This window comes from Blastocatellia bacterium (assembly GCA_025054955.1).
GTDB lineage: Bacteria > Acidobacteriota > Blastocatellia > HR10 > J050 > JANWZE01.
Genome location: JANWZE010000031.1, coordinates 56,518 through 80,169, shown reverse-complemented (window position 1 = coordinate 80,169; position 23,652 = coordinate 56,518). Strand labels below are relative to the sequence as shown.

Sequence of the window (23,652 nt, the reverse complement as noted above, 5' to 3'; positions counted from 1 at the left end):
AGAAGTAAAAATCAGGAGTACGCCTGATGTTTTTTCGTGTGGTCGCACAATCGTTCCGCCGACAGCGACGTAGCAAATTGATTGCGACGTTGGCGCTGATGCTGGGCACAAGTGTGATCGTCGTTCTACTCAACATCACACTGGATGTGGAGGATAAGGTCAATCGTGAGCTGAAAGCGTTTGGAGCCAACTTGCTGATTGTGCCCAAAGGGACGGCTCTGCCGTTAGAGATTGGTGGCGAGGATTTGAGCCGGCTTAAACCCGAAGGCGCATTGCCTGAAAGCCATCTGCCGAGAATCAAAGAGGTCTTCTGGCGACACAACATTTTGGCATTCGCTCCGATATTGGACGAGTGGGCCTCGGTGCGTGGTCGGGCGGTCAAATTGGTCGGAACTTGGTTTCATCAGCCGGTTCGCTTCGAGGGCGGGGCCATGGAAACCGGCATGAAGACGCTCAATCCGCTTTGGCATGTGGAGGGTCAGTGGGTTGATGAAACCAACGCGCCTCAACAGGCCCTGGTTGGCCAAGCGGTAGCCAAGGCATTACAGATTCAGCCTGGCCAGACGCTTGAGATCAAAGTTGGCAACCAGCAGGATTCGTTTTATGTCACCGGTGTCCTGACAACCGGCGGAGCGGAAGACGATCAAATTTTCACCACGCTTGCTGCTGTACAGAAGCTCACCCGGCGTGAAGGACAAATCGAGCGCGTATTGGTCAGCGCGCTCACGACACCGGAAAGCAAAGTCTATGAACGCCTCGGGACTGACCCGCACCGGTTGCCGCCAGAAGAATTCGAGCGGTGGATGTGTACGCCATTCGTCAGTTCGATTGCCCACAATCTGCGTGAGGTGTTCCCGATGGCTGACGTCAAACCGATTCAGCGGGTTGTTGAATCCGAAGCTCGAATTCTGCAGAAAATGAAACTCATGATGATACTGGTTGCTGCACTGGCATTGGTGGCATCGGCGCTGGCTGTGATGAGCACTATGATGACAACGGTGCTGGAGCGACGAACCGAGATTGGATTGATGAAAGCCATTGGCTCGACCAACGCACAGGTGGTTGTTCTGTTTCTTACAGAGGCGTCGTTGATGGGATTGATCGGCGGGTTCATGGGCTGCGGCTTAGGGATCATACTAGCCAAGCTGGTTGGCAGCGTGGTTTTCGGTTCAAGCGTCGCTCTTAAGCCGATCATATTACCACTGGCATTGGGCGTGGCAGTAGCCATTGCGCTGATTGGGTGCGCTGTGCCGGCAAGACAATTGCTTGGTTTCCGTCCGGTTGAAATTTTGCGCAATACATGACGATACACGAAGGCGTATGAATCAGCAGCAACTTTTTTGGCAGATGCTCAAACAATCGCTGGTGCGACGGGGCGTCAAAGTGGCGCTGGCTTTACTGGCTGTCATGGTGGGAACGGCGGCGGCAGCGACGCTGCTCAATTTGACGTTCGATGTGGAGCGCAAAATGAACCGAGAGCTCAGAACCTACGGAGCGAACCTGGTTGTGATCCCCCGGTTCCCTGAAAGCCATTTGAGCGAGTCGTGGGTGGAAGTGGAACGCCTCAGCGGCACTGATAAGGTGATTGGTTCAGCGCCCTATCTTTACGCAACGGGGACAATTCAGGCCGACCCCAGCAACGAGGCAGTCATCGTTGCTGGGGTCCGATTCAACAGCGTTCGCCAAGTCAGCCCATATTGGCACGTTCAAGGAGAATGGGCTCGCGATGACAATACTGATGCAGGCATGATTGGCTCGCAACTGGCCCAGCGATTGGGATTGCAAGTCGGCGATCGCATTCAGTTGGCCATCGGCGATGGGAGCTGGAAAGGCCTGCTACGAATCACGGGCATTGTTACGACCGGTGAATCCGAAGATGAGCAAGTATTCATGAGCCTCTCGACGCTCCAACACGCAACCGGCCTGAAGGCTCAGATTTCACTCTTGGCATTGAGTGTCATGGGTGGCCTTCAACAGGTTCAAGCCACAGCGCGAGAAATTGAACAACGGATTACAGGCGTTGAAGCGCGTCCGCTCAGACAAGTCGCGCAATCCGAAGCTCAGGTGCTGAGCAAAGTCAAATGGGTGATGTTCGTGCTGACGGCTATCATCCTGATCACTTCAGCGTTGTGCGTGATGACGACGATGATGGCGCTTGTGATGGAACGTCATCGTGAAATTGGTTTGATGAAAGCGTTGGGCGCGCAACCGCGTCAGATTTTGGGACTGTTGTTGAGTGAGGCGTCGGTGTTGGCGTTGGTTGGCGGGTTGGCGGGCTTTGCTATCGGCGTGATCGGGTCACGGCTCATTGGCCTGCGTCTATTCCAGACCGGCGTCTCACCTCGGCCAGAGACGATTCCATTGACACTGGCGCTTGCTCTGATTGTGTGTTGGCTGGCAGCATACGCGCCGCTCAAGCGGGCGCTCACGATCGAGCCGGCCTCGGCGTTGAAAGGAGAGTGAAATTATGTCATTCATCACGGCGGAAAAATTAACCAAAGACTACGGCCCGGTTCGCGCGCTTGATCACGTGGATATGCGTATCGAGCAAGGCGAGTGGGTATCCGTGATGGGGCCATCGGGTTCAGGTAAAACGACACTGTTGAATTTGCTCGGTTGCCTGGATACACCAGACGAAGGACGACTGGTGATTGCCGGCCACGATGTGACGCAATTGTCCGGCGCGCAATTGACTGAATTCCGTCGTGAACATGTCGGCCTGATTTTTCAACAATTCCACTTGATCCCTTATCTGACAGCCCTGGAAAACGTCATGCTGGCTCAGTACTACCACAGTATGGTTGATGAGAAAGAAGCTGCCGAAGCGCTCGCGCGAGTTGGCCTAGGCCACCGCTTGACCCATCGGCCTTGCGAGCTCTCCGGAGGTGAACAACAGCGCGTATGCATCGCTCGGGCGCTGATCAATGAGCCGCCTTTGCTGCTGGCCGATGAGCCAACGGGCAATCTTGATGAAGAGAACGAACGCCTTGTCATGGACCTGTTGAGCGAACTGCATCACGAAGGCCATACCATTGTGCTGGTCACACACGATGTCCGCATCGGTCAGAAAGCGGATCGGCAGATTCAACTGGATCATGGCCGCGTCATCGGTTTTGATCTGACGCCGGAAAAAGTCGAGGAGAACATTGACGAAATCATGGAGCAACTCTGGGTGCTCAGAGAAGACGGTCAGTTGACACGCGATGCAGTGATCAAAACACTCGGACGGTTCGGTGAGGCCTATATCAATGCGGAGCGGATGAATCGGTTGTTCACGCTCAACGGCAACGACATCTTTCTCACCTCGGAAGGCGAGGCACGCGCTCGGAGCTTGATTCGACGACATCGGCTCGCTGAGACGCTTTTCTCAAACACGCTCAGCATGCCGGATCAACAGGCTGAAGCTGAAGCCTGTGTGTTCGAGCACATTTTAAGCCCGGAAATGACCAATAGTATATGCGCCTTCCTTGGTCACCCGACGCACTGTCCGCATGGCAAACGGATTCCTCCGGGTCCGTGCTGTTATCAAGGACATGCCGCGCTGCCCGCCAGCGCTAGCAACAACCTATGATTACGGATGTCGTAATTGGAATCGGTCGGCAAGTTGCTGGTAGATATGACCAGCAATCTGCGCTGCTGAAGAACCCCGTTCATTGATTCCCTGCGTTATGACCACCACCACGAGCCTCGGTCGCTCGACGGTCGCAAACGAAGCGAACAGGCCGAGACGAACGCCGGCGTCGCCAGTACAACTGCCGGTCTTGCCAGCTACCTGAATTGTCGGGTCGTATGACCGGCGGGCTGTACCAAATTCGACGGCGCCGGTCATCCCAGCCAGCAGGTTCAAGCGCTCGACCTCACTGATATTCAGATGGCGATGCAAAATCGGCTTGAAAGCAACCGTCGGGCCCCCGGACGCCAAATCGCCGTGGCTTTCGCCATGCTGATCACCAGCAGGCTGCGCTTGCATATCATCAATCACCACTTGAGGCCTGTACACCGCTCCATAATTGGCGATAGCTGCCGTGAAGACGGCCAACTGAATCGCCGTGACGGCAAAGCCGGTGCCATGACTTGATGCTGTCCCTACAACAGGGCCGTCAGGGATACGGCCAGCAATCTCACCAGGCAAATTGATGCCTGTCAGTTGTCCCAGTCCAAAGTCGGTTGCGTAGCGCCGCAGGCGCTCAGCGCCGAGGCTCGCGCCGATTCGCTGAAAGTAGATGTTGTCCGAACGTGAGAGGGCATCAAGCAAGCTCAACGACAGCGAGGCTTGACCAGCAGGGAATGTGGGCCGAATCAGATTCTCCTTCAAGGCAGCAAGAGCCACAAAAGGTTTGATCGTCGAGCAGGGAGTGAACCCTTGGCGAATCGCCCACTCCTGGTTGACGATGCTATAAACTCGGCCTGTTTGCGCATCCATCACCACCACCGTTCCCGCCTGATCGCCAAGGGCATTGAGGACAGCTTGACGTACCTCAGGGTCTTCACCGCGCACGTCATCTTGAGCGATAGCCATTTGCGATTGCAGTCGCAGAGCACGGGCTCTGGCCGCCAGTATCTCAGCCATCGTCGGGCCACGCCGGCGCCGTGCCCGACGCCAGCGCGTGCCGGCTGATCGCTGTCTTGCTTGCGACGTCTTACGTTTCGATTGCAAGGAGGCTTTGCGAGCCTTGACGCCGCTCCGATACGCTTTGCGTTGGCCGAGGACAGCCGCAGAGCTGGCGTAACTGAGCCCGCTGGAGGGCCACCCCAAAGATGTGACAAGAAATGTCAAACCTAATGTCAGCGCACGTATCTTTCTGTTCATCATCTCTTCGCTCCCGTCATCGCAATATACCGTTATTCACTTTTTGCCACAGCACTTCAACGCCGACTCGCCGTAAGTTAATATAACACTGTCATGATGCCGGAGACAATCATCTTGTTGCCACCACTGAGGGGCTCAGCCAGGTCCATCCTGGATGAGCGCATTGGACGAAGCGATCAATTTCGCTGGTCATGAGGTGACGATATGCAAAGGAAAGATGGTCGCTACATGAGCTTCATGCTGCAAGTCACGCTGTTGCTGGTGACGATGGTCGGATTAACAACCTTTTTGCTGTATCAGCTCAACGTGAAAGCTGAGGCAGAAATTCACGATAAAGTGGACGAGCACGTCGGCGCGTTAGCTGAGGCTGTGCAGGTTTCATTAGCCTCCATTCCCACACCACTGTGGCTCTCCGAATACATTGAGCAACATCCCATGCAACCGCGATTTCGGCCAATCGTCTTGCTTATCTTCATCACCGACCATCGTCGCGTGATCAAGGACAGTACCAACCCGGCCGTCTTCGGCAAAGAGCTGGTCAGCGCCGGTCCGTTACCCGATCCAGAGCACCAGATCAGCTACAACGAACTCTTCCAGCAAGCCCAACAGACAGCGCCCGGCGAAGTCCGTTATTACAATTTCCCCATCACTACAGGCAATGGTAATGCTACCCAACAAGAGCGAATCCATGTGCTGCTGTCGTGGGAAGGGATTTCCAACGTGTTGACACAAAACTCGCGTAACCGGCTGTGGGCGATGATCGGCATGATGAGCGTGACCGCCTGCCTGTTAATCTGGTTAGTGAGGCGATTCACTCGTCCGATTGACGATTTGCTCAAAGCTGAACGCCGCGTGGCCCAAGGCGACCTTGATGTGCAACTCCAAGTCAGACATCGCGACGAGATCGGTAGCCTGGCAGCCACGTTCAATGAAATGGTTCATGGCTTAAAGCGCAATCGGCAGCTTGAAGAACGTCTGCGCGAGGTTGAACAAGCAGCCGCCATCGGACGCTTGGCGTCCGGCATCGCTCACGAAATCCGCAATCCGCTGAACTTCATCAACCTCAGCATTGACCATGTACGCAGCCGTTTCCGCCCAAGCGCCGAGGCCGATCAATCCATGTTCGACAATTTACTGGATTCAATTAAAAGCCAGATAGCGCGATTAAACCAACTTGTGACTGACTTCCTCAATTATGGCAAACCAACAAAACTGTCACCTCAATCGGTTAACCTGTCCCAATTGCTCAACGATGTCGTTTCCCCATTGCAACTGCAAGCAAAAGAACAGAAAATTCATTTGCTCGTTGAATGCAACGGTGATGTGCCAGAGATTCAGGCAGATGAGCAGTTACTGAAGATTTGTCTCTCCAATTTGGTGATGAACGCCATTCAAGCTATGCCGACAGGCGGTCAATTGAGGATCACCCTGGCTTCCTCTGATCAGGATGTGCAAATCACGGTGAGCGATACAGGCGTTGGCATTGCCCCTGAGCAACTGGACAAAATCTTTGAGCCGTACTACTCAACGAAGGAGACCGGCATTGGCCTGGGGCTGGCTGTGACTAAAAAATTGGTGCAAGACCACGGCGGGACTATTAGCGTTCACAGCCAGCTTGATCAAGGCTCGTCGTTTACGATCACGCTACCACGCTTGCATACCCCAACGCCGGCCTCTGACACAAATGCCAACCAACAGCACGGATGAACTACTAAGGAGACGGCCTCATGCGTAGCAGAAAGATTTTGGTTGTAGATGATGAAAAGCTTCAACGCGATATTCTGCAACTGATCCTCGCTGAAGAGGGACATCAGGTCAGCACAGCCGCAAGCGGCCATCAGGCTATGCAGCTTGTCGCACATGAGCATTTCGATTTAGTGCTCACCGATCTGAAAATGCCAGGCATGGATGGCTTGCAGCTTCTGAAGGAGCTTCTGACGCAGGACTCATCCACCTGCGTCATCATGATGACAGCCCATGGCTCGATTGATTCGGCTAAGGAAGCTATTAAGCTAGGCGCCTATGACTACCTGGAAAAACCACTGGAGCGTGACACACTGCTGAAAACGATCCAAGAGGCGCTTAAGCAATTGGACGCGATTGACGAAGAGATCGTCAGCGCCTCAGCAGCCATGGAGCGCGTCAAAAAAATGATCTTAAAAGTGGCCAATTCATCTTCAACGGTGCTCATTCGCGGCGAGTCTGGCGTCGGTAAAGAGCGCATCGCACGCGCGATCCACAAAGCTAGTCAACGGTCAAACCAGATTTTTCAGGCAGTCAACTGCGCGGCTATCAATGAGAACCTGATGGAGTCCGAATTGTTCGGCCACGAAAAAGGCAGCTTCACCGGCGCCCACGCGCAGAAAAAAGGCCTGTTTGAGGTCGCCGATCAAGGGACACTGTTCTTAGACGAAATTGCTGAGCTCAACACAAGCATGCAAGCCAAGCTACTGCGAGCGCTGCAAGAGAAAGAAATCATGCGCGTCGGCGGCACGCGACCGGTCAAAGTTGACGTTCGCGTCCTGACGGCCACCAATCGGGATTTAGACGCAATGGTGCAAGATGGTCGGTTTCGCGAGGACTTATTCTATCGCATCAATGTGCTTTCGATTGACGTGCCGCCGTTGCGGGAACGTCGTGAGGACATCCCGGTGTTGGTCAATCTGTTTCTGGCTAAGCATGCCCGAGCCGCTCACCGACGGATCAGCGGCCTGACACGCTCGGCGATGGAGGCGCTCATGAACTATGGTTGGCCGGGCAATGTGCGTCAACTTGAATCAGTGATTGAGCGCGCCATCTTACTGTGTGAAAGCGACCAGATCGGTCAGGACGATTTGCCCCCGGAATTACGCCAACATCAACAAGAGCGAAGCGCCGCGATCTTTAAGTTGCCGCCCGACGGCGTGGTCCTGGACGAAGTCGAACGCTCGCTGATCGTCCAAGCTATGCAGCGCACGGATGGAAACATCACGCAGGCCGCTAAACTGCTGGGCATTTCGTTTCGCACGCTACAGTACCGGTTGGAAAAATATGGCTTGCGCAGTAGCCCTCAGAAAGAACCGATTGAAACTGACACTGAATAAAGTTATTGAACGGTCGCCGTCACGAGTTGTTGCGGGTGGGTAGCTCGCAGCGCTTGTCGCAGTTTCAACCGAGCTTTGTGCAGTTGAGATTTCGCCGTTCCGACGCTAATGCCCAGTAATTGACTAATCTCATTGTGCTCATATCCTTCGATATCATGCAGGATAAAGACCTGGCGGTAGCCATTTGGTAGATCATTGATCGCGTTCTGCAAATCAACTGCCTCAATGGGAAAATCAGGATGCCCAACCTGTTTGCGATTCTCCAGTGGATCGGCCATTTGGTTTGCTTCCAACGTCTCTTCCTGCCTATGCCCCTTCTGTTTGCGCCGTAAATACATGAGCACCATGTTAACTGTCAATCGGTGAAGCCAGGTGGTGAAAGCCGAATTGCCCTGAAAACTATTGATCTTACGATAGACCTGGAGAAAAACCTCTTGGGTCACATCCTCCGCCTCTTCGTGGTTCCTCAGCATCCTCAAGCACAGACTGTAAACCCGTCGGTGATGCTGGCAGTAAAGCATTTCAAAAGCCCGATGATCCCCAGCGGCTGAAGCTCGAGCTAACTGAAAATCCGTCAATCTTGCAACCATTTGTGCAGCCATAGCTGATCCTCCATAACTCTCCATAACAGGAACCAAGCTGAGCGTGATGGTTTGGTAAATGCTCAGCTTGGTCCCGATGTTGACCTGAAAGCTGGTCAGGGTACGATTGAACAAGTTCCCGCGCTTAGTGCAAGCAACAGGGCTATCAAAATGGTAACGGGATCTATTTGTCCGAGCTGTCGCGTAATCGCTTTCATGTTTCGTCTCCTGATTTGCAGGCTGATGCGTCGTGATTAGCGACCCAGCGCAATAGGGCAAGCGCCTGTGCCCAGCGCCAACAACAAAGCCAGCAATAGGGTGATGGGGTCAATCTGTCCGAGTTGCTGTTTGATCTTATTCATGTCATTTCTCCTTTTTTATTTGATATTTTGAAAGTAAGAAAAACCTGAATTACGACTAAAAGCTAATCGGGCAAGCACCCGTGCCCAGCGCCAACAATAAAGCCAGCAATAGGGTGATGGGGTCAATCTGTCCGAGTTGCTGTTTGATCTTATTCATAATCATCACTCCTTGATATGAAGTTAAGAGAAATCTCAATTGCTAAAACCTAATAGGGCAAGCACCTGTGCCCAGGGCCAGGAGCAAAGCTAACAGTAAAGTGATCGGGTCAATCTGACCAAATTGCTGCTTGATTCTGTTCATTGTCGTTCTCCTTTTATATTTTTGGATAGAAAGAGACTCCTTACTGCGTTGGAATGGGACAAGCACCGCTAAAGAACGTGCCAAGCGCCAGCAAGAGAGCCAAAGCCAAGGTAATTGGATCAATCTGTCCGAGTTGTTGTCGAATGTTTTTCATCGTTCACTCCTTATGAGTTCATAATTGTCAAACACGTCATTAGTATAGCATGATAAATCTATTTGTCAAGAAGAAAATTTATTATTGTGAACTTTTTTATTGAAAATTTTATAATTCTTTGTTATTGAGTGAATTAGTTGCAGTAATCGAAACTAGATAATTTTTTGAATTGACTATTAATCATCATTTTGGTATACTCATGTTGACTATGGTAAGAATTGATACTCGTAAACAAGGAAGGCAATTATGACAAAATCCATTTTGCACACCACAGACATCTCCCAAGTTGAGGATTTAGTACTACGTGGGAATTACAAGCAAGCAGCGAAGCTCATCGAGCGTATCCCTGATACGAGTGAACTGCGAGCTTCGGCTATCAAGGCGCACATTCTGATCTATCAAGGGCGGCTTGAAGAAGCGGAAGAGGTGCTCCAATCGTCTGAAGACAAGATTGACGACGAGACAAACCTGAAAGACACGGCTGAATTTGGGTTGGCCAAAACAGAATTATTGTACTGGCGGGGTGAGTATGAAGCGGCCGAGAAGCAATTACAGAATGTGCTGGGCATCTACCGGATTAAGGGCGATAGGTTTGGTCAAGCTCGTGCGCTCTCTGTGTTGGGCAGGATTTACCGTCGCCAGGGTCAATATGAGCTTGCTAAAAAACATCTGGACGAAGCACTAGACGTTATCGAGTCACAGACAGACATAGACACAGACTTCATTACCGGGATCATTTCGTTCAACCTGGGAGTCATTCATCACCAGTTAGGTGAGTTAAGTCAGGCCGAATCGTTTTACAACAAAGCCATAAAACTGCTCAAAAAGACCGAAGATGGGCGATACTATGCAGGTGTGTTGAATAGTTACGCCATCTTGTTGCGTGCAAAGGGACGGTATGATGAGGCGGCGGAGCTGTTTCAAAAAGCGATTCATTACTTTTCAGAAAGCGCGGTCTTTGATGACCTCGGCCATGCTACAAACAACTTAGCCTACACCTATATTCGCCTTGGTAAGTACAAAGCAGCCGCAGACCTGCTTCAAGAGAGCCTGGAACTCCGTCGTCGGGCCACTGATATTGCTGGCGAGTCCATGACGCTTGAGCTGATGGGCGTATTACATCTTGAGCAAGGGCGCTTGGAGGAAGCTCGTCAGGTCCTTTACTCAGCTATTCAACTGGCTGACTTAGCCAAAAATGACCAGGAGAAAGCGTTCGCGCTCATCACACTGGGTCGTGTGTTGGCTACTCAAGGCGCGCTGGACGAAAGCAAGGAAAAGCTCGACGAGGCCTTGCGGCTTGCTATTCAGCTCAAAAGTAAAATGCTCGAATGCGAAAGCTGCACGTATTTGGCTGAGGTCTACGCTCGCAAGGGTGAGGGAGTTGTGGCTTATGAATATCTTCATCGAGCGAAGAACTTGCTAAACGGCTATACAGATGCCTATATCAAGACGCAGATCGAGCGAATCGAGAACCTGCTCAAGGAAGAGAAAATCAAGACAGCCGGCGGCGTTTTTGTTATCAAAAGCAGCTTTCTGCCGACGTGGCGAGAAGCCCATGAGTCACTGGGTAAGTTTTTACTGACGGAAGCGTTGCAACGCGCTAATGGAAGTCAGGTGCGCGCTGCTGAGTTACTTGGGGTCACCAAGGCTTATATCACTATGTTGAGAAGGAAATATAATGTTTGATTCCAATTTTATATCGTCAGACAATGATTGCAACCAAGCAACGTCTTGGCTGCGCAATCATACTAAGTAACCGTGTTTTTGATAGCGGAACGGAGGAAAGCATGAAGAAAACATTGACGCTTTTCGCACTCTTCATTTTATTCTTGGCTACGGTTCCAGTTTTTGCACGAGAGGGCCATACAGGCCGACCCGGTGGAGACATTCGCATAAGTTCACAAGCCTCCAGAGAGGGTCACACCGGCCGACCCGGTGGCGGTAGTGGAGTTGTTGGCGGTGCTAGCTCCAGCAGTGGGACGATCGGGCATGTCAGCGTGAGTGGCAGTATCATGGGTGGCTCCGGTTTTGGTCGTGGTTCCGTCGCGGGTGTTCAGGCCAATTCATATTCCTCCTATGGCACTCATTATTGGTCTTACCAGTCATCGTGGCGCGTGTTTCAGTGGCTTTTTGACCTGTTTTCATTTGAACTGTTTGGCGGCTTCTAACAAAACCGCCTGATGACTGAATCAGCCACTCGCACCTGTGGGTGCCACTACATAATAGCCCTGAAAGATAGATGGGTGGCTGCAGCAGCCCTCTGGAGTTGTGGCTCCAGTGCCGAGCATGACTTCAGGCTGGTGACCATAAGACGATAAATCCGCTGCACACTCCACTAACTGTGCGGCGGGAGGTATTCTACCAATATCGAGCCAAGATCGGACATTCCCCTTCACTCAGTTCGGCTCCCGCCATGCTTTTGCCTCCATGAACGTGTCTCCTGTACTAGAGCGGTTTGCCCTACCCTAGGAGCGCCCACTCAAGCGTACATGAGGCGGGTGCTCCCCGGGTAAAGGCAATTGTCGCTATAGAACATTCTCGGTACGCAGAAGCCGATTGAAATCAAGGAGACGGTTGCTTATTGATCGGGCGCAGGCATCCATTTTTTTGGTCACAGATTTCCAAAAAAATGGATAATGTCAGTCGGCGATAAAAATTAACTCATTGCTCTTTCAAGGATTATAGGTTTACCCTGCCGGTGGCATGCGGATTGCTGGCAACATCGCTTGTACTTCGGCATTTTCTTATCAAACTTGGAGGAAGCTATGAGACCTACGAAACAAATTCTAATGCTTCTGCTGATATTCACAGCAGTGAGCACACATGGGCTAGCTCAATCTACGACCGGAACCATTTCTGGAACGGTAATGGATGAGCAAAAGGCCGTCATCACGGGTGCCAACGTGACGGTGCGCAACATGCAAACCAATACGTCGCGTTCGGCAACCACAGATAGTGACGGTCGTTATCGGTTTCCCGGCCTACCCGTGGGGACCTACGAGTTGACAGTTGAACAGACTGGGTTTGCTCGGTATGTTCAATCACCCATTACGTTGGCTTTGAATCAAGAAGCGGTGGTTGAGGTCACGTTGAAGCCGGCCGGCGTACAAGAAGTTATCACGGTGACAGGCGACGCGCCGCTGCTGAACCGCACCAACGCAGAAGTCGGCGTGCAGTTTGATACACGTCGTATCTCGGAACTGCCGCTGGCGCCTGATCGCAATGTGCTGACGGTGGCACTATCGGTGGCCGGCGTTAGCCAGCTTTCCGCTGGTAATTCGCAATTCACCACTGGCGGCGTTAGTTTCTCGGTCAATGGCATGCGCACGCGCTCGAACAATTTCATGATTGACGGACAAGATAGTAATGATCCGTCAATCACGGGGCTGCAGCAGCCACTGAACAATCCCGACCTCATTCAAGAGATTCGACTCATCACCAATCAGTTCCTGGCTGAGTACGGCCGCGCAGCCGGTTCAGTCATGAACATCATCACCAAGCAAGGCACCAACGAGCTGCACGGGTCGGCCTTCTGGTTTCACAATTCCAACAAATTGAATTCGCGAAACAATCTGGACAAGGTGCTAGTTGGCGGTCGCCCGCGCTTCAGTGATGCGCCGTTCCGGATTGAGAATCAGTTTGGCGGCACGGTCGGTGGACCAATTGTCAAAGACAAGTCGTTCTTTTTCGGTTCGATCCAGGGTTGGACGGATCGGCAGCTTGGCTCGGGCAGCACCATCAATGGCGTTCCAACAGAAGAGGGCCGTCGGTTGCTTCAGCAACTGGCCGGCAATCGGCCACAGGTGCAAGCCCTGCTGCGATTCCTGCCAGCAGCCCAAGCGCCGCTTAACCGCAGCATTCCATTGACCGTTGGCGGGCAGACAGTGCAAATCCCTGTGGGAACATTGAGCAACGCAACGGGCTTCAAGCTCAATAATTCTCAGTTCTCTGTCCGCGGCGATCATCATTTCAACGCGAAGCATCGAATCGGCGCTCGCTACCTGTGGAACGATCAGGAGTCTGACGGTGCTGGTCAGGCCAATCCACCTGGATTAACAACGGCCAACCAAGCTCGACAGCAGGCTGCGACGGCATATTTCAACAGTGTGTTCACGCCGCGACTGCTCAATGAATTCCGCGTCTCTTATCAACGGCTGGGCACGATTACCAGCGCATCCGACCCATCGTCGGAACAAATTCCTTCAATTGAAATTCCACAACTGGGTTTGACCGGATTCAATGCGGCAGCGAGCCGAACCGCCATCGGGTTGGCAGTCAATCTGCCGCAGTTCCGTTACAACAACACCTATCAGATTCAGGAAACAATTTCCTATACGGCCGGTGGCCATGCGCTCAAAGCAGGCATTGACTTCCGCCGGATTGATGTGAAGAGCTTCTTCTTCCCCACGATCCGCGGTCTATTGCGCTACCCCACGCTGCAGGCCTTCGTGGATGACGTGGCTGAGGCAGCTAACATCAACAAACCATTGCCAGGCGGCGAAGCGATTCAATACTACAAGTGGTACGACTACTTCGCGTTCTTCCAGGACGAGTGGCGGGTCCGCCCGAATTTCTCACTGACGTATGGATTGCGATATGAGACGCCGGGCGAGTCGTTGCTGAGCCTGTTGCCGGTCAATCAGCGAATCATTGCAGCAGCCGGTGGCGATCAACGATATGCCTTGAAGCCTGTACCCAAGCGCGATACCAATAATTGGCAACCTCGCTTCGGATTCAATTGGAATCCGCGAACGAGCGAAGACGGCATTCTGGGCTTCTTCACCGGAGGTGACAAGCTGGTTGTGCGTGGCGGCTATGCTCGCACCAACGATTATGCGTTTATCAACATTGCGCTGAACGTCGCCAGCTCATTCCCATTCGTGGCAGCCATCAACCGGTCGAATCTGGCCAATGCATTTGTTGTGCTGCCGACGTTGACGCCTACGGTGGCGAATCCTGACGCGCTAACCCGGACGATTGTGGCAGCCGACTTCCGCTCGCCATACGCCGATCAGTACAGCTTGCAGATTCAGCGCGAGTTGACGACGGACGTTGTGCTGAGTGTCGGCTACGTTGGCACGAAGGGCACAGCTCTGTTCCAAACGATTGACGGCAATCCGGCGCTGCCGCGTACGTCGGCTAGCCAACCGTTGGTCCGCGTCAACCCGAACGAGGGCGTGCGACGTTTGCGCGCCAACGCATCTTCGTCCATTTACCACTCGATGCAGGTCAGTCTTGAAAAGCGCTTGTCTCGCGGTTTCAGCGCGGGCGCGCACTACACGTGGAGCGCTTACATTGACGACGCATCGGAAATTTTCAATCCGTCGGTCAATGGCGAAGTGGCCGTGTCGCAAGACTCGTTCAATCGTCGCGCTGACCGTGGTCGCTCGACCTATGATCGTCCGCATCGTTTCTCGGCCAACTTCGTTTATGAATTGCCGTTCTTCCGTGAGCAGCAGGGTCTGATTGGCCACATTCTCGGCGGTTGGCAAGTCAACTCATTTGTGACGCTGCAATCGGGCGCTCCATTCACGGCATTGAACGGTGCGGACCCAACGGGCGCGCTGGCCGGCATTGACGGACTCGTCGGCAACGCCATCCGCGCCAATCTCAACACGGGGCTGGACCTTTCTTCGATGAGCATTGAAGAGATTGTTCGGGCCGGCGGTCAGAGCTTGTTCCGTCAAGTTGATCCAGCTCGCGGCGAGCGGTTGGGCAACGTTGGTCGCAATGTGCTGCGCGCCGATGGCATCACCAACTGGGACCTCGGTATTTTCAAGAACACCAACATCACCGAGTCGCAGCGGATTCAGTTCCGTGTCGAGATGTACAACACCACCAACACGCGCAATTTCGGTATTCCTGAAGCGCGTATCAATTCCGGCAATTTCCTCAACCAGTGGGGAACGGATGGTGGTCGCCGTCGCGTGACACTTGGGTTGCGCTACATTTTCTAAACTGGTTCTGCCGCAGTTTGTTTCGTCCTGCTGAGGACGTGAACGAACTTCGGCTTAGGTAATTTTCATCGGAAGCCGCCAGGGTATCCGCTCTTGCTCTGGCGGCTTTTTTCTATCGCCGGCCCGAAGAAGTTTGACAGAGACAGCATGGGGTTCATATATTTTGCCCCCGTTTATTCAACTCACTCACAGGAAGGAGAGCGGCGTATGTCCGTTGGGGTTGCTCATCACTCAGAGTTCCATAATCCAGCCGTTGAAGTGCTCATTGACGAAATCACCATTCGAGAAAAAATCAAGGAAATGGGCGCGGCCATCACGCGCGATTATGCAGGTCGAACGCCACACCTGATTTGTGTGCTGAAAGGCGCGGTGGTCTTTATGTCGGAACTGGCCAGAACGATTGATTTGCCTGTCACGATTGATTTCATCGCGGTGTCCAGTTATGGCGCGGCGACAGAAACATCGGGCGAGGTTCGATTGATTAAGGACCTTGACACGAGTCCAGCAGGCCGCGACGTGATTGTCGTCGAGGACATTCTGGACACTGGGCTGACGCTGAATTATCTGCTGAACAACATGCGAACGCGCGGCGTGAACTCGGTATGCGTCGCCGTCCTGCTCAATAAACCGTCGCGGCGCATTGTCGAAGTTGACATAGCCTACAAGGGATTTGACATTCCTGATGCGTTTGTTGTGGGCTTTGGTTTGGATTGCGGCGAGCGATACCGCAATTTACCCTACGTCGGCGTGCTCAAAGCGAATTCCTAGAGGCGAATTCCTAGCGTGATCGAAGGTGGAGCCGCGCTCTTTGAATTGGAGCAAGCCGCCGCTCAGCCAAGAGGGAGCCAATCCACTCAAAATTCGCTTTCGTCTGCTCGCTCAGCATCGCAACCTATGCTCGTTTGTAGGTCCTCGTGTCGCCGATTTTATCTGATCAGTCCGGCCACGGCGGTTTGCGCGGCGTTGAGGAATTGAAAGACGCGCTCAGGCAGCAACCCCAGATAAAACGTGCCAAACACGGTCAGAGCCAGCGTCAACGCAAACACCCGGGGAAGCGGCACCGATTCAATGTCGCGCTTGGGCTCGCGGAAGAACATGACAATGACAACGTACAGGTAGTAGTAAGCCGCGACCACCGTATTGATGACGGCCGCGATCACGAGCACAGGAAAGCCCGCTTCCCAGGCCGACTTGAACAACCAGAATTTGCCAACGAATCCGGCTGTGCCGGGGATGCCTGTCAAGCTGATGAGGAACACAGTGAGCGGAAAGCTCAATCCCGGTTGGCGAAATCCTAATCCGTGATAATCTTCGATCAAGACCTTTTCGTCATGACGTCGAGCGATGAGCGCAACGACGGCGAAGGCCCCCAGATTCATGATCGTATAGGCCAGCATGTAGAACGCCACCGCTTTCCAATCGCGCGCGACAAGTCCCATCAGCACGTACCCAGCGTGAGCGATGGATGAATATGCCAGCATGCGTTTGATATTGGTCTGCGTGATGGCAATCAGATTGGCAATCGTCATGGTGAGAATAGACATGACGGACAAAGCCGACACCCAATGACTTTGCAACATGCTGCCCGCACTGTCGGGCGTGAACGGCAATCCAAAGACGAGCGAAAAGACGCGCAAGAAAGCCGCGAATCCGGCTGCTTTGGTGGCTGCTGAAAGGAATGCCGTCACCGGCGTCGGCGATCCTTCGTAGACATCTGGCGTCCAGATGTGGAACGGCACCGTTGTCACCTTGAATCCAAATCCAATGAGTAACATCGCCGCTCCAGCCAGCATCAACGCCCGTTCTGGTTCGCCCATCGCCCCATTTAAGGCTGCCTGAATGCCGGCCAGGTTCGTCGTCCGCGTCGCCCCGTAAATCAACGCGATCCCGTAGATCAAAAAGGCAGATGAGAATGCGCCGAGAATGAAGTATTTCAGCGCCGCTTCGGTCGAGCGCACATCGTCGCGGCGGTATCCGGCCAAGACGTACGTAGAGATGGTGACTGTCTCCATCCCCAGAAAGACCATGATCAGATCATGACTGCTGGCCAAAAACGCCATCCCAACAGCGCAGAACATAATGAGCGCATAGTACTCAGTCGGTTGAATGCGCTCTTCATCCAGGAAGTTCCACGCTAACAATACAGACAGCATGGCGCCGATAACGACGATCAACGTGAACAGCACCCGAAACCCATCTACGATGACCATGCCGGCGAACGCTGTCTGCGGCGGTATATCTCGAAGCTGCCATGTAACCAGCAACGCAGCAGCCAATCCTACCAATGAAATCACGCCTGCGCGTATTTTTCGCTCGTTTGGCGCGAAGGCGTCTACCAACATCAGCACGATGCCAGTAGCCGCCAGGATGATCTCTGGCAGAATGACGCGATAGTTGATTGCCAAACTTTCGATGCCCATAAACTAAAAATCTGAAATCCCAAGTACGCCAGTGATTCGTGGCCGGTGGTCGGCGGTTTGTATCAATGGTCAGTTGATGAGTGCTGTGGACTGTCCACTCTAGAGCGATTTTCCATTGCCGTTAGCCTGGGGCCTGCATCTTGCGGGCTGATGCACGTGCGTGCCCCCCAGGATAAACTCATTTGCAAACCGCTCTCACTCTCCACTACTCACCGCCCACTGTCCACTGAGCATGCCCACTCTCCACCGCTGTCACAGCCGCCGGCATCACCGCTCGCACAGCCGGGTCCATCTTCCGCAAAAACCAATTTGGCACGACGCCTAACACAATCACCAGCACCACCAGCGGCATCATCGCCATTTTTTCGCGTGCGTTCACATCCGCCAATGCAGCGTTCTCCGGATTGGTGATCTCGCCCATGAAAACCCGTTGGAACAACCACAGCAGATATACAGCAGAGAGAATCACGCCCAGAGCGGCCAGGACGGTGAACCAGCGAGCATAGGCGATCTTAGACGTGTATGTACCAACCAGGACGAGAAACTCGCCGACAAACCCACTTAACATTGGCAACCCGACCGAGGCCAGCATGATGATGCCAAACATCCCCGTGTAAACCGGCATGACGTTAGCGATGCCGCCAAAATCAGCAATCAACCGCGTGTGACGCCGGTCGTAAATAATACCAACCAGCAAAAACAATGCGCCCGTGGCAACGCCGTGACTGAGCATCTGAAAAATGGCGCCGTGCAATGCTTGCTCCGTCTGGGCAAATGTGCCGAGCACGACGAAACCCATGTGACTGACTGACGAATAGGCGACGAGCTTTTTCATGTCGGGCTGCACCATAGCGACCAACGCGCCATAGATGATGCCAATGACAGCGAGAATGCAAATCGGCGTCGTCCATTCGGCTGTCGCTTGAGGAAACATCGGCAGATTGAATCGCAACAAGCCATACGTACCCATCTTCAGCAAGACGCCAGCCAGCATGATCGAACCGGCCGTCGGCGCTTCAACGTGCGCATCCGGTAACCATGTATGCAATGGGAAGAGCGGAACCTTGATCATGAAAGCAATGGCAAAACCGAGGAACAACCACATTTGAACCTGTGGGTCCAACGTCAAGACGCCTTGCTGCAGGTTCTTGGTGATCTGGACGAGATCGAACGTATACTGCCCGGTTGCTTGCCCGTTCAAATAGTAGAGAGCCAGCATCGCCACTAGCATCAGCACCGAGCCAGCCATCGTGTAAATGATGAACTTGATGGCCGCATAGATGCGCTGCTCGCCGCCCCACACGCCGATCAGAAAGTACATCGGCACAAGCATCACTTCCCAAAACAAGTAAAAAAGAAACATGTCGAGCGCAACAAATACGCCGAGAATGCCTGTTTCCAACAACAAGAGGAAGATGAAGAACTCGCTGACATGTCGCTGAATTGACTGCCAACTGGCCAGCACCGAGACAACGGTCAGAACTGTCGTCAACACCACTAACCACAGACTCAATCCATCCAGACCGAGGTGATACTCCACGTTTAGGCCAAAACTGTTGATCCATGGCACTCGCTCAGTGAACTGCATGCCACTCAGTCGCGGGTTGAATCCAACTACCAGCGGCAGCGACATGATGAATGTCAGCAAAGAAAACACAAAGGCGATGAATCGCACGACATCATCGTCTTTGCCGCTCCACAAGCTGTAGAGCAACAATAGCGCCGCGCCGACTGTAGGCAAAAACACGACCAAGGTCAACGGATGATCCAGTAGAACGTCCATGTCATCTCCCACCGAACACAAAATAACCGATCACCACGACAGCCCCCAAGAAAATCATCACCACATACGAGCGCACTAATCCTGTTTGCATGTGCCGCAGGCCGCGCCCAAACCAGCGGACTAGCTCGGCTGTGCCGTTGACGGCGCCGTCAATCACCTTGACGTCCATCAATTGCCAGAACAGATGCGTGGACGCGGTTTTGATTGGTCGAACCACCAACCGGTCGTAGATTTCATCAACCCAATACTTATTGACCAACACCGCTGGCGGCGTCCAGAGCGGCTTCCGTTGATAAGCGCGGTAGGCCAACACAATCGCGATGAGCGCCAGCGCCACAGTCATCACAGCCAGTCCAATTTCCAGCGCATGGCTCGGATGTTCAACAGCAGCTAGACTGTGACTGGGATGGACCGGCGACGGCGCCACGGCCGGCTGCAAGAAGTGCTCAAACCAATTTGGAATCTTGCCGCCGGTCAAGCCTTCGGAAATGCCCATCCACCCGCCGACCACTGACAGGATGGCCAGCACGATCAACGGCACGGTCATGACGGCAGGCGATTCACGTGGCGCTTCATGCGGATGATGCTCCCCATGATGACTGGCTGAAGCGCCAAAACGCGCCTCACTGTAAAACGTCATCACCATGAGGCGCGTCATGTAAACTGCTGTGAGCATCGCCGTGAGGAATCCCAGCAACCAAAGCAGCTTGCCCCACGGGTCGGGCAACACCGGCGTCGCCCACGTGCGCCAGAGAATTTCATCCTTGCTGAAGAAGCCTGACAGAGGAAAGATGCCGGCCAACGCCAACCACCCGATCACGAACGTTCGGTAGGTTACCGGCAACCGCTGCTGCAATCCACCCATCCGGCGCATGTCCTCTTCATGGTGCAAGGCCAGGATCACGCTGCCCGCCCCCAAGAACAGCAGCGCCTTGAAAAATGCGTGCGTCACCACATGAAAGATGCCGGCCACAAATGCGCCGACACCGCACGCCATGAACATATAACCAAGCTGTGAGATAGTTGAGTAAGCCAGCACCTTTTTGATGTTGTCCTGACCCAGTGCAATTGTCGCAGCAAACAAGGCGGTCACCGCGCCGATCACAGCGACGACTGCCAGCGCCGTCGGCGCTTGCGCGAAGATGAAACTGGCCCGCGCTACCAGATAGACGCCCGCTGTGACCATCGTCGCCGCATGAATCAATGCAGAAACCGGCGTCGGGCCGGCCATCGCATCGGGCAACCAAACATAAAGCGGAATCTGCGCGCTCTTGCCGGTGCAGCCAAGGAAAAATAACAAACTGATCGCCGTCAACAGGCCTATTGTGCCCAGCGGCTCAACCGGCATCTGTTTGGCAGCAATCATGACCTGATAGTAATCAATCGTCTTAAAGTGGGCGAACACCAGCAATACGCCCAACACGTAGCCAACATCGCCAATCCGATTCACGATGAACGCTTTCTTCGCCGCATCAGCCGCATAGCCGCGCTTGAAATAAAATCCGATGAGCAAATATGAGCATAGTCCGACGCCTTCCCAGCCAACGAACATGAGCAAGAAATTATTGGCCAGCACGAGCGTCAGCATCATGAACATGAACAGATTCATGAAGCAGAAGAAGCGATAATATCCCGGCTCCCCACGCATGTAGCCGACGGCGAAAACATGAATCCAGAAGCCAACGAACGTTACAAACAGAATATAGATGCCAGACAATTCATCCAGTTGAAAACCGAACTCGGCTTTCAATGGCCCAGACACAATCCAGGAGTAGACCGATTCGAGGATGATCCGTTCGCCTTCAGGCAAGAATCGCAATCGGGCAAAGAAAACATGAAAAGCCGCCATCATCGAGACGCCGACCGAGGCGCAACCGATCAAACTAATCAGGCGCTCGCTCCACCGGCGACCAAACAGGCCGATGAGCGCCGCGCCAACCAGTGGACTGAAGACAACGAGTTTTAACATGGGCTTCTCATCGCATCACAGGTTTCAACAAGACTGGCTTCATCAACGTTGAATGCAATGTGTTTTAGATTTCTCACCCCCATCACAACTTCAACAGGCTCGCTTCATCAACGTTGAATACAACATCCTTTACCTAGACTTCTGATCCCCATCACAACTTCAACATGCTGGCTTCATCAACGTTGATCGTTTGACGATTGCGGAATAACAACACGACAATCGCCAATCCGACAGCCGCTTCTGCCGCGGCCACGACCATGACGAAGAAAACTAACACCTGTCCGCTCAGCTCGCCAAAGTAACTGGAGAATGTCACCAGTGTCAGATTCGCCGAATTGAGCATCAACTCAATGGCAATCATCATGGAAATGACATTGCGCTTGACGACCACGCCAACAGCGCCAATTGTAAACAGCACAGCGGCCAATGCTAAGTACCATGACATTGGAATCATATCAACCTCTTTCCGTGGTCCGTGATTCGTGGTCCGTGATCCGTGCTCCGTGATTCGTGGTCCGTGATCCGCGATCCCTTTGCGCCAACACCATCGCTCCGATGATCGCAACCAAGATCAGGATTGAAGTGAGTTCAAACGGCAATAATCCCCTGGTGAATATCGCTTTGCCAACAGACTCAGTCAATCCAATATCGTTGCCGACCGGCACTGGATTCGCCTCAAACAACCGCAGGACATACACGATCTGTCCGGCTAATCCGATGGCAAAGGGAATTGCCAACCATTTCATCACCGGCCAACGATCTATCCGTGTCTCTTCCGTTCGCACATTAAGCAACATGATGACGAACAGGAAGAGGACCAACATGGCGCCGGCGTAAATGATGACCTGCACAACGGCGATGAAATGAGCATTGAGCAATATGTACAATCCTGTCAACGCTGCCATTACGGCAAGCAATGATAAGGCGCTATGCAGCGGATTACGTCGCAGCAAGACGTTGAGCGCCGCCACGACGGCAATCCCGGCAAACACGATGAAAAGCGTCTGTTCCATATCAATCCCGCTGTCCGCCGCTTGTCGTCCGATGCTGGTCAAGCCAAAGGCGCTAACGAGCAACGACTGGCCACTGCCAATCAACGACTACCACAACGCCAGCACCGCCGAGATGACGATGTTGAGCATTGCCATCGGCACAAGAAATTTCCAACCGAATCGCATCAACTGGTCATAGCGGAAGCGCGGCAGCGTACCCCGCAACCAGATGTACACAAACAACAACGCCCCCACCTTGAGGGCAAAATAGACAACACCGAGCAACGGCACGCGATCAGCGCCTGGCCCGTTCCATCCACCCAGAAACAGCGTCGTCGCTAGGGATGAAACAGCAAACATCGCGGCATACTCGGCGACAAAGAAAATAGCAAACTTGATGGAACTGTATTCGGTATGATAACCGGCGACCAGTTCGGTTTCCGCTTCGGGCAAATCGAACGGCACGCGATTGGTCTCGGCCACTGCTGCGATAAAGAAAATCAGAAAACCGAGCGGCTGATACCAGAACACGTACCATCTGGGAATGAATCCCAGGTAGGTTCCCGCTTGTTGTTGCACAATCTGTTGCAGATCGAGCGTGCCAGCTTGAATCAACACACCGACGACAGACAGCGTCAAGGCCAGCTCGTAGCTGATCATCTGCGCGGCTGACCGCAATCCGCCCAGCAGGGCATATTTGCTGTTGGATGCCCATCCGGCCAGCACCACGCCATAGACTTCCAAGCTGCCCAACGCCAAGATGTATAACACGCCGACATTGAGTGTGGTAATGTACAATCCGATTTCCTGCCCAAAGAGCGTCATCGAGCCGCCAAACGGAATAACGGCGAGCGTCATCATCGCCGGCACAAACGACAGCAATGGCGCGAGCGTGAATAGAATTTTGTTGGGCGTATCCGGCGTGACGTCTTCTTTGGCCAGAAACTTGAGCAAATCGGCCAGCGGTTGTAACAATCCCCACGGCCCAACGCGATTCGGTCCCACGCGATACTGAATCCAGGCCAACACCTTCCGCTCAATCAGCACCAGGTAGGCTAACGTCGTCATGATCACAAAGAGCGCCACGACGATCTTGAGCGTTGCTTCAATGGCTATGTTCATTGATGTTCTTTCCCACCACGAATTCAGTGGTCAGTGGACAGTTGATGAGCGCTGTCCACCGTCCACTCTCCCATTCAGTGACCAGTGGAGAGGTGACGCGTGCTGTCCACCGTCCGCT

The 23,652-nt window shown here is 53.3% G+C and carries 17 protein-coding genes and 1 pseudogene; 10 read left to right on the top strand and 8 right to left on the bottom strand.

The genetic code is table 11. The features are described from left to right. Positions 1–26: 26 nt before the first annotated feature. The 4 genes and pseudogenes from NZ823_04030 to NZ823_04015 all read left to right on the top strand — a co-directional run bounded on the left by NZ823_04030 (position 27) and on the right by NZ823_04015 (position 3,571). A complete protein-coding gene (locus NZ823_04030; GenBank protein MCS6804296.1) occupies positions 27–1,304 on the top strand; it encodes an ABC transporter permease in 1,278 nt (425 codons plus the stop codon). Positions 1,305–1,320: 16 nt separating this feature from the next. Further along, positions 1,321–2,463 (top strand): ABC transporter permease, encoded by a 1,143-nt coding sequence (locus NZ823_04025; protein ID MCS6804295.1) that lies wholly within the window; start codon positions 1,321–1,323, stop codon positions 2,461–2,463. Positions 2,464–2,467: 4 nt separating this feature from the next. Next, positions 2,468–3,106, top strand: a pseudogene (locus NZ823_04020) (ABC transporter ATP-binding protein). A 153-nt stretch (positions 3,107–3,259) separates the two neighbouring features. After that, entirely contained in the window at positions 3,260–3,571 is a 312-nt protein-coding gene (locus NZ823_04015) for a hypothetical protein (GenBank protein MCS6804294.1), read from the top strand. On the opposite strand, the gene NZ823_04010 is transcribed toward NZ823_04015, so the two are convergent. Beyond that, complete coding sequence (locus NZ823_04010; protein ID MCS6804293.1) at positions 3,572–4,813, bottom strand: penicillin-binding transpeptidase domain-containing protein; 1,242 nt, start codon at positions 4,811–4,813, stop codon at positions 3,572–3,574. A 201-nt stretch (positions 4,814–5,014) separates the two neighbouring features. Here NZ823_04010 and NZ823_04005 point away from each other — a divergent pair, with 201 nt between their 5' ends. Together NZ823_04005 and NZ823_04000 are read left to right on the top strand one after the other, a co-directional pair. Next, positions 5,015–6,517, top strand: a complete 1,503-nt coding sequence (locus NZ823_04005; protein ID MCS6804292.1) for an ATP-binding protein — start codon at positions 5,015–5,017, stop codon at positions 6,515–6,517. Between the two features lie 20 nt (positions 6,518–6,537). Continuing rightward, positions 6,538–7,893 (top strand): sigma-54 dependent transcriptional regulator, encoded by a 1,356-nt coding sequence (locus tag NZ823_04000; protein MCS6804291.1) that lies wholly within the window; start codon positions 6,538–6,540, stop codon positions 7,891–7,893. 2 nt (positions 7,894–7,895) lie between these two features. Here the strand turns inward: NZ823_04000 and NZ823_03995 are convergent, their stop codons facing one another. Beyond that, a complete protein-coding gene (locus NZ823_03995; GenBank protein ID MCS6804290.1) occupies positions 7,896–8,495 on the bottom strand; it encodes an RNA polymerase sigma factor in 600 nt (199 codons plus the stop codon). Positions 8,496–9,537: 1,042 nt separating this feature from the next. Here NZ823_03995 and NZ823_03990 point away from each other — a divergent pair. The 4 genes from NZ823_03990 (at position 9,538) to hpt (ending at position 16,016) form a co-directional block, all read left to right on the top strand. Continuing rightward, positions 9,538–10,977, top strand: coding sequence for a tetratricopeptide repeat protein (locus tag NZ823_03990; GenBank protein MCS6804289.1), 1,440 nt, complete (start codon positions 9,538–9,540; stop codon positions 10,975–10,977). Continuing rightward, the gene (locus tag NZ823_03985) at positions 10,974–11,459 is read left to right on the top strand and encodes a hypothetical protein (GenBank protein ID MCS6804288.1); all 486 of its coding nucleotides are present in this window, start codon (positions 10,974–10,976) and stop codon (positions 11,457–11,459) included. The genes NZ823_03990 and NZ823_03985 overlap by 4 nt, the downstream gene beginning before the upstream one ends. 597 nt (positions 11,460–12,056) lie before the next feature. Then, positions 12,057–15,248: a carboxypeptidase regulatory-like domain-containing protein gene (locus NZ823_03980; GenBank protein MCS6804287.1), complete on the top strand. Its 3,192-nt coding sequence runs from the start codon at positions 12,057–12,059 to the stop codon at positions 15,246–15,248. A 207-nt stretch (positions 15,249–15,455) separates the two neighbouring features. Further along, positions 15,456–16,016, top strand: coding sequence for a hypoxanthine phosphoribosyltransferase (gene hpt / locus NZ823_03975; protein MCS6804286.1), 561 nt, complete (start codon positions 15,456–15,458; stop codon positions 16,014–16,016). A gap of 158 nt (positions 16,017–16,174) precedes the next feature. Here the strand turns inward: hpt and NZ823_03970 are convergent, their stop codons facing one another. From NZ823_03970 to nuoH, 6 genes are all read right to left on the bottom strand, one after another. Next, entirely contained in the window at positions 16,175–17,668 is a 1,494-nt protein-coding gene (locus NZ823_03970) for an NADH-quinone oxidoreductase subunit N (GenBank protein MCS6804285.1), read from the bottom strand. Positions 17,669–17,873: 205 nt separating this feature from the next. After that, a complete protein-coding gene (locus tag NZ823_03965; GenBank protein MCS6804284.1) occupies positions 17,874–19,451 on the bottom strand; it encodes an NADH-quinone oxidoreductase subunit M in 1,578 nt (525 codons plus the stop codon). 1 nt (position 19,452) lies between these two features. Then, positions 19,453–21,420, bottom strand: a complete 1,968-nt coding sequence (nuoL, locus tag NZ823_03960; GenBank protein MCS6804283.1) for an NADH-quinone oxidoreductase subunit L — start codon at positions 21,418–21,420, stop codon at positions 19,453–19,455. Between the two features lie 151 nt (positions 21,421–21,571). Continuing rightward, a complete protein-coding gene (gene nuoK, locus NZ823_03955; GenBank protein ID MCS6804282.1) occupies positions 21,572–21,874 on the bottom strand; it encodes an NADH-quinone oxidoreductase subunit NuoK in 303 nt (100 codons plus the stop codon). A 1-nt stretch (position 21,875) separates the two neighbouring features. Then, complete coding sequence (locus tag NZ823_03950; GenBank protein ID MCS6804281.1) at positions 21,876–22,517, bottom strand: NADH-quinone oxidoreductase subunit J; 642 nt, start codon at positions 22,515–22,517, stop codon at positions 21,876–21,878. Positions 22,518–22,520: 3 nt separating this feature from the next. Continuing rightward, positions 22,521–23,534, bottom strand: coding sequence for an NADH-quinone oxidoreductase subunit NuoH (gene nuoH / locus NZ823_03945; GenBank protein ID MCS6804280.1), 1,014 nt, complete (start codon positions 23,532–23,534; stop codon positions 22,521–22,523). Positions 23,535–23,652 lie beyond the last annotated feature (118 nt).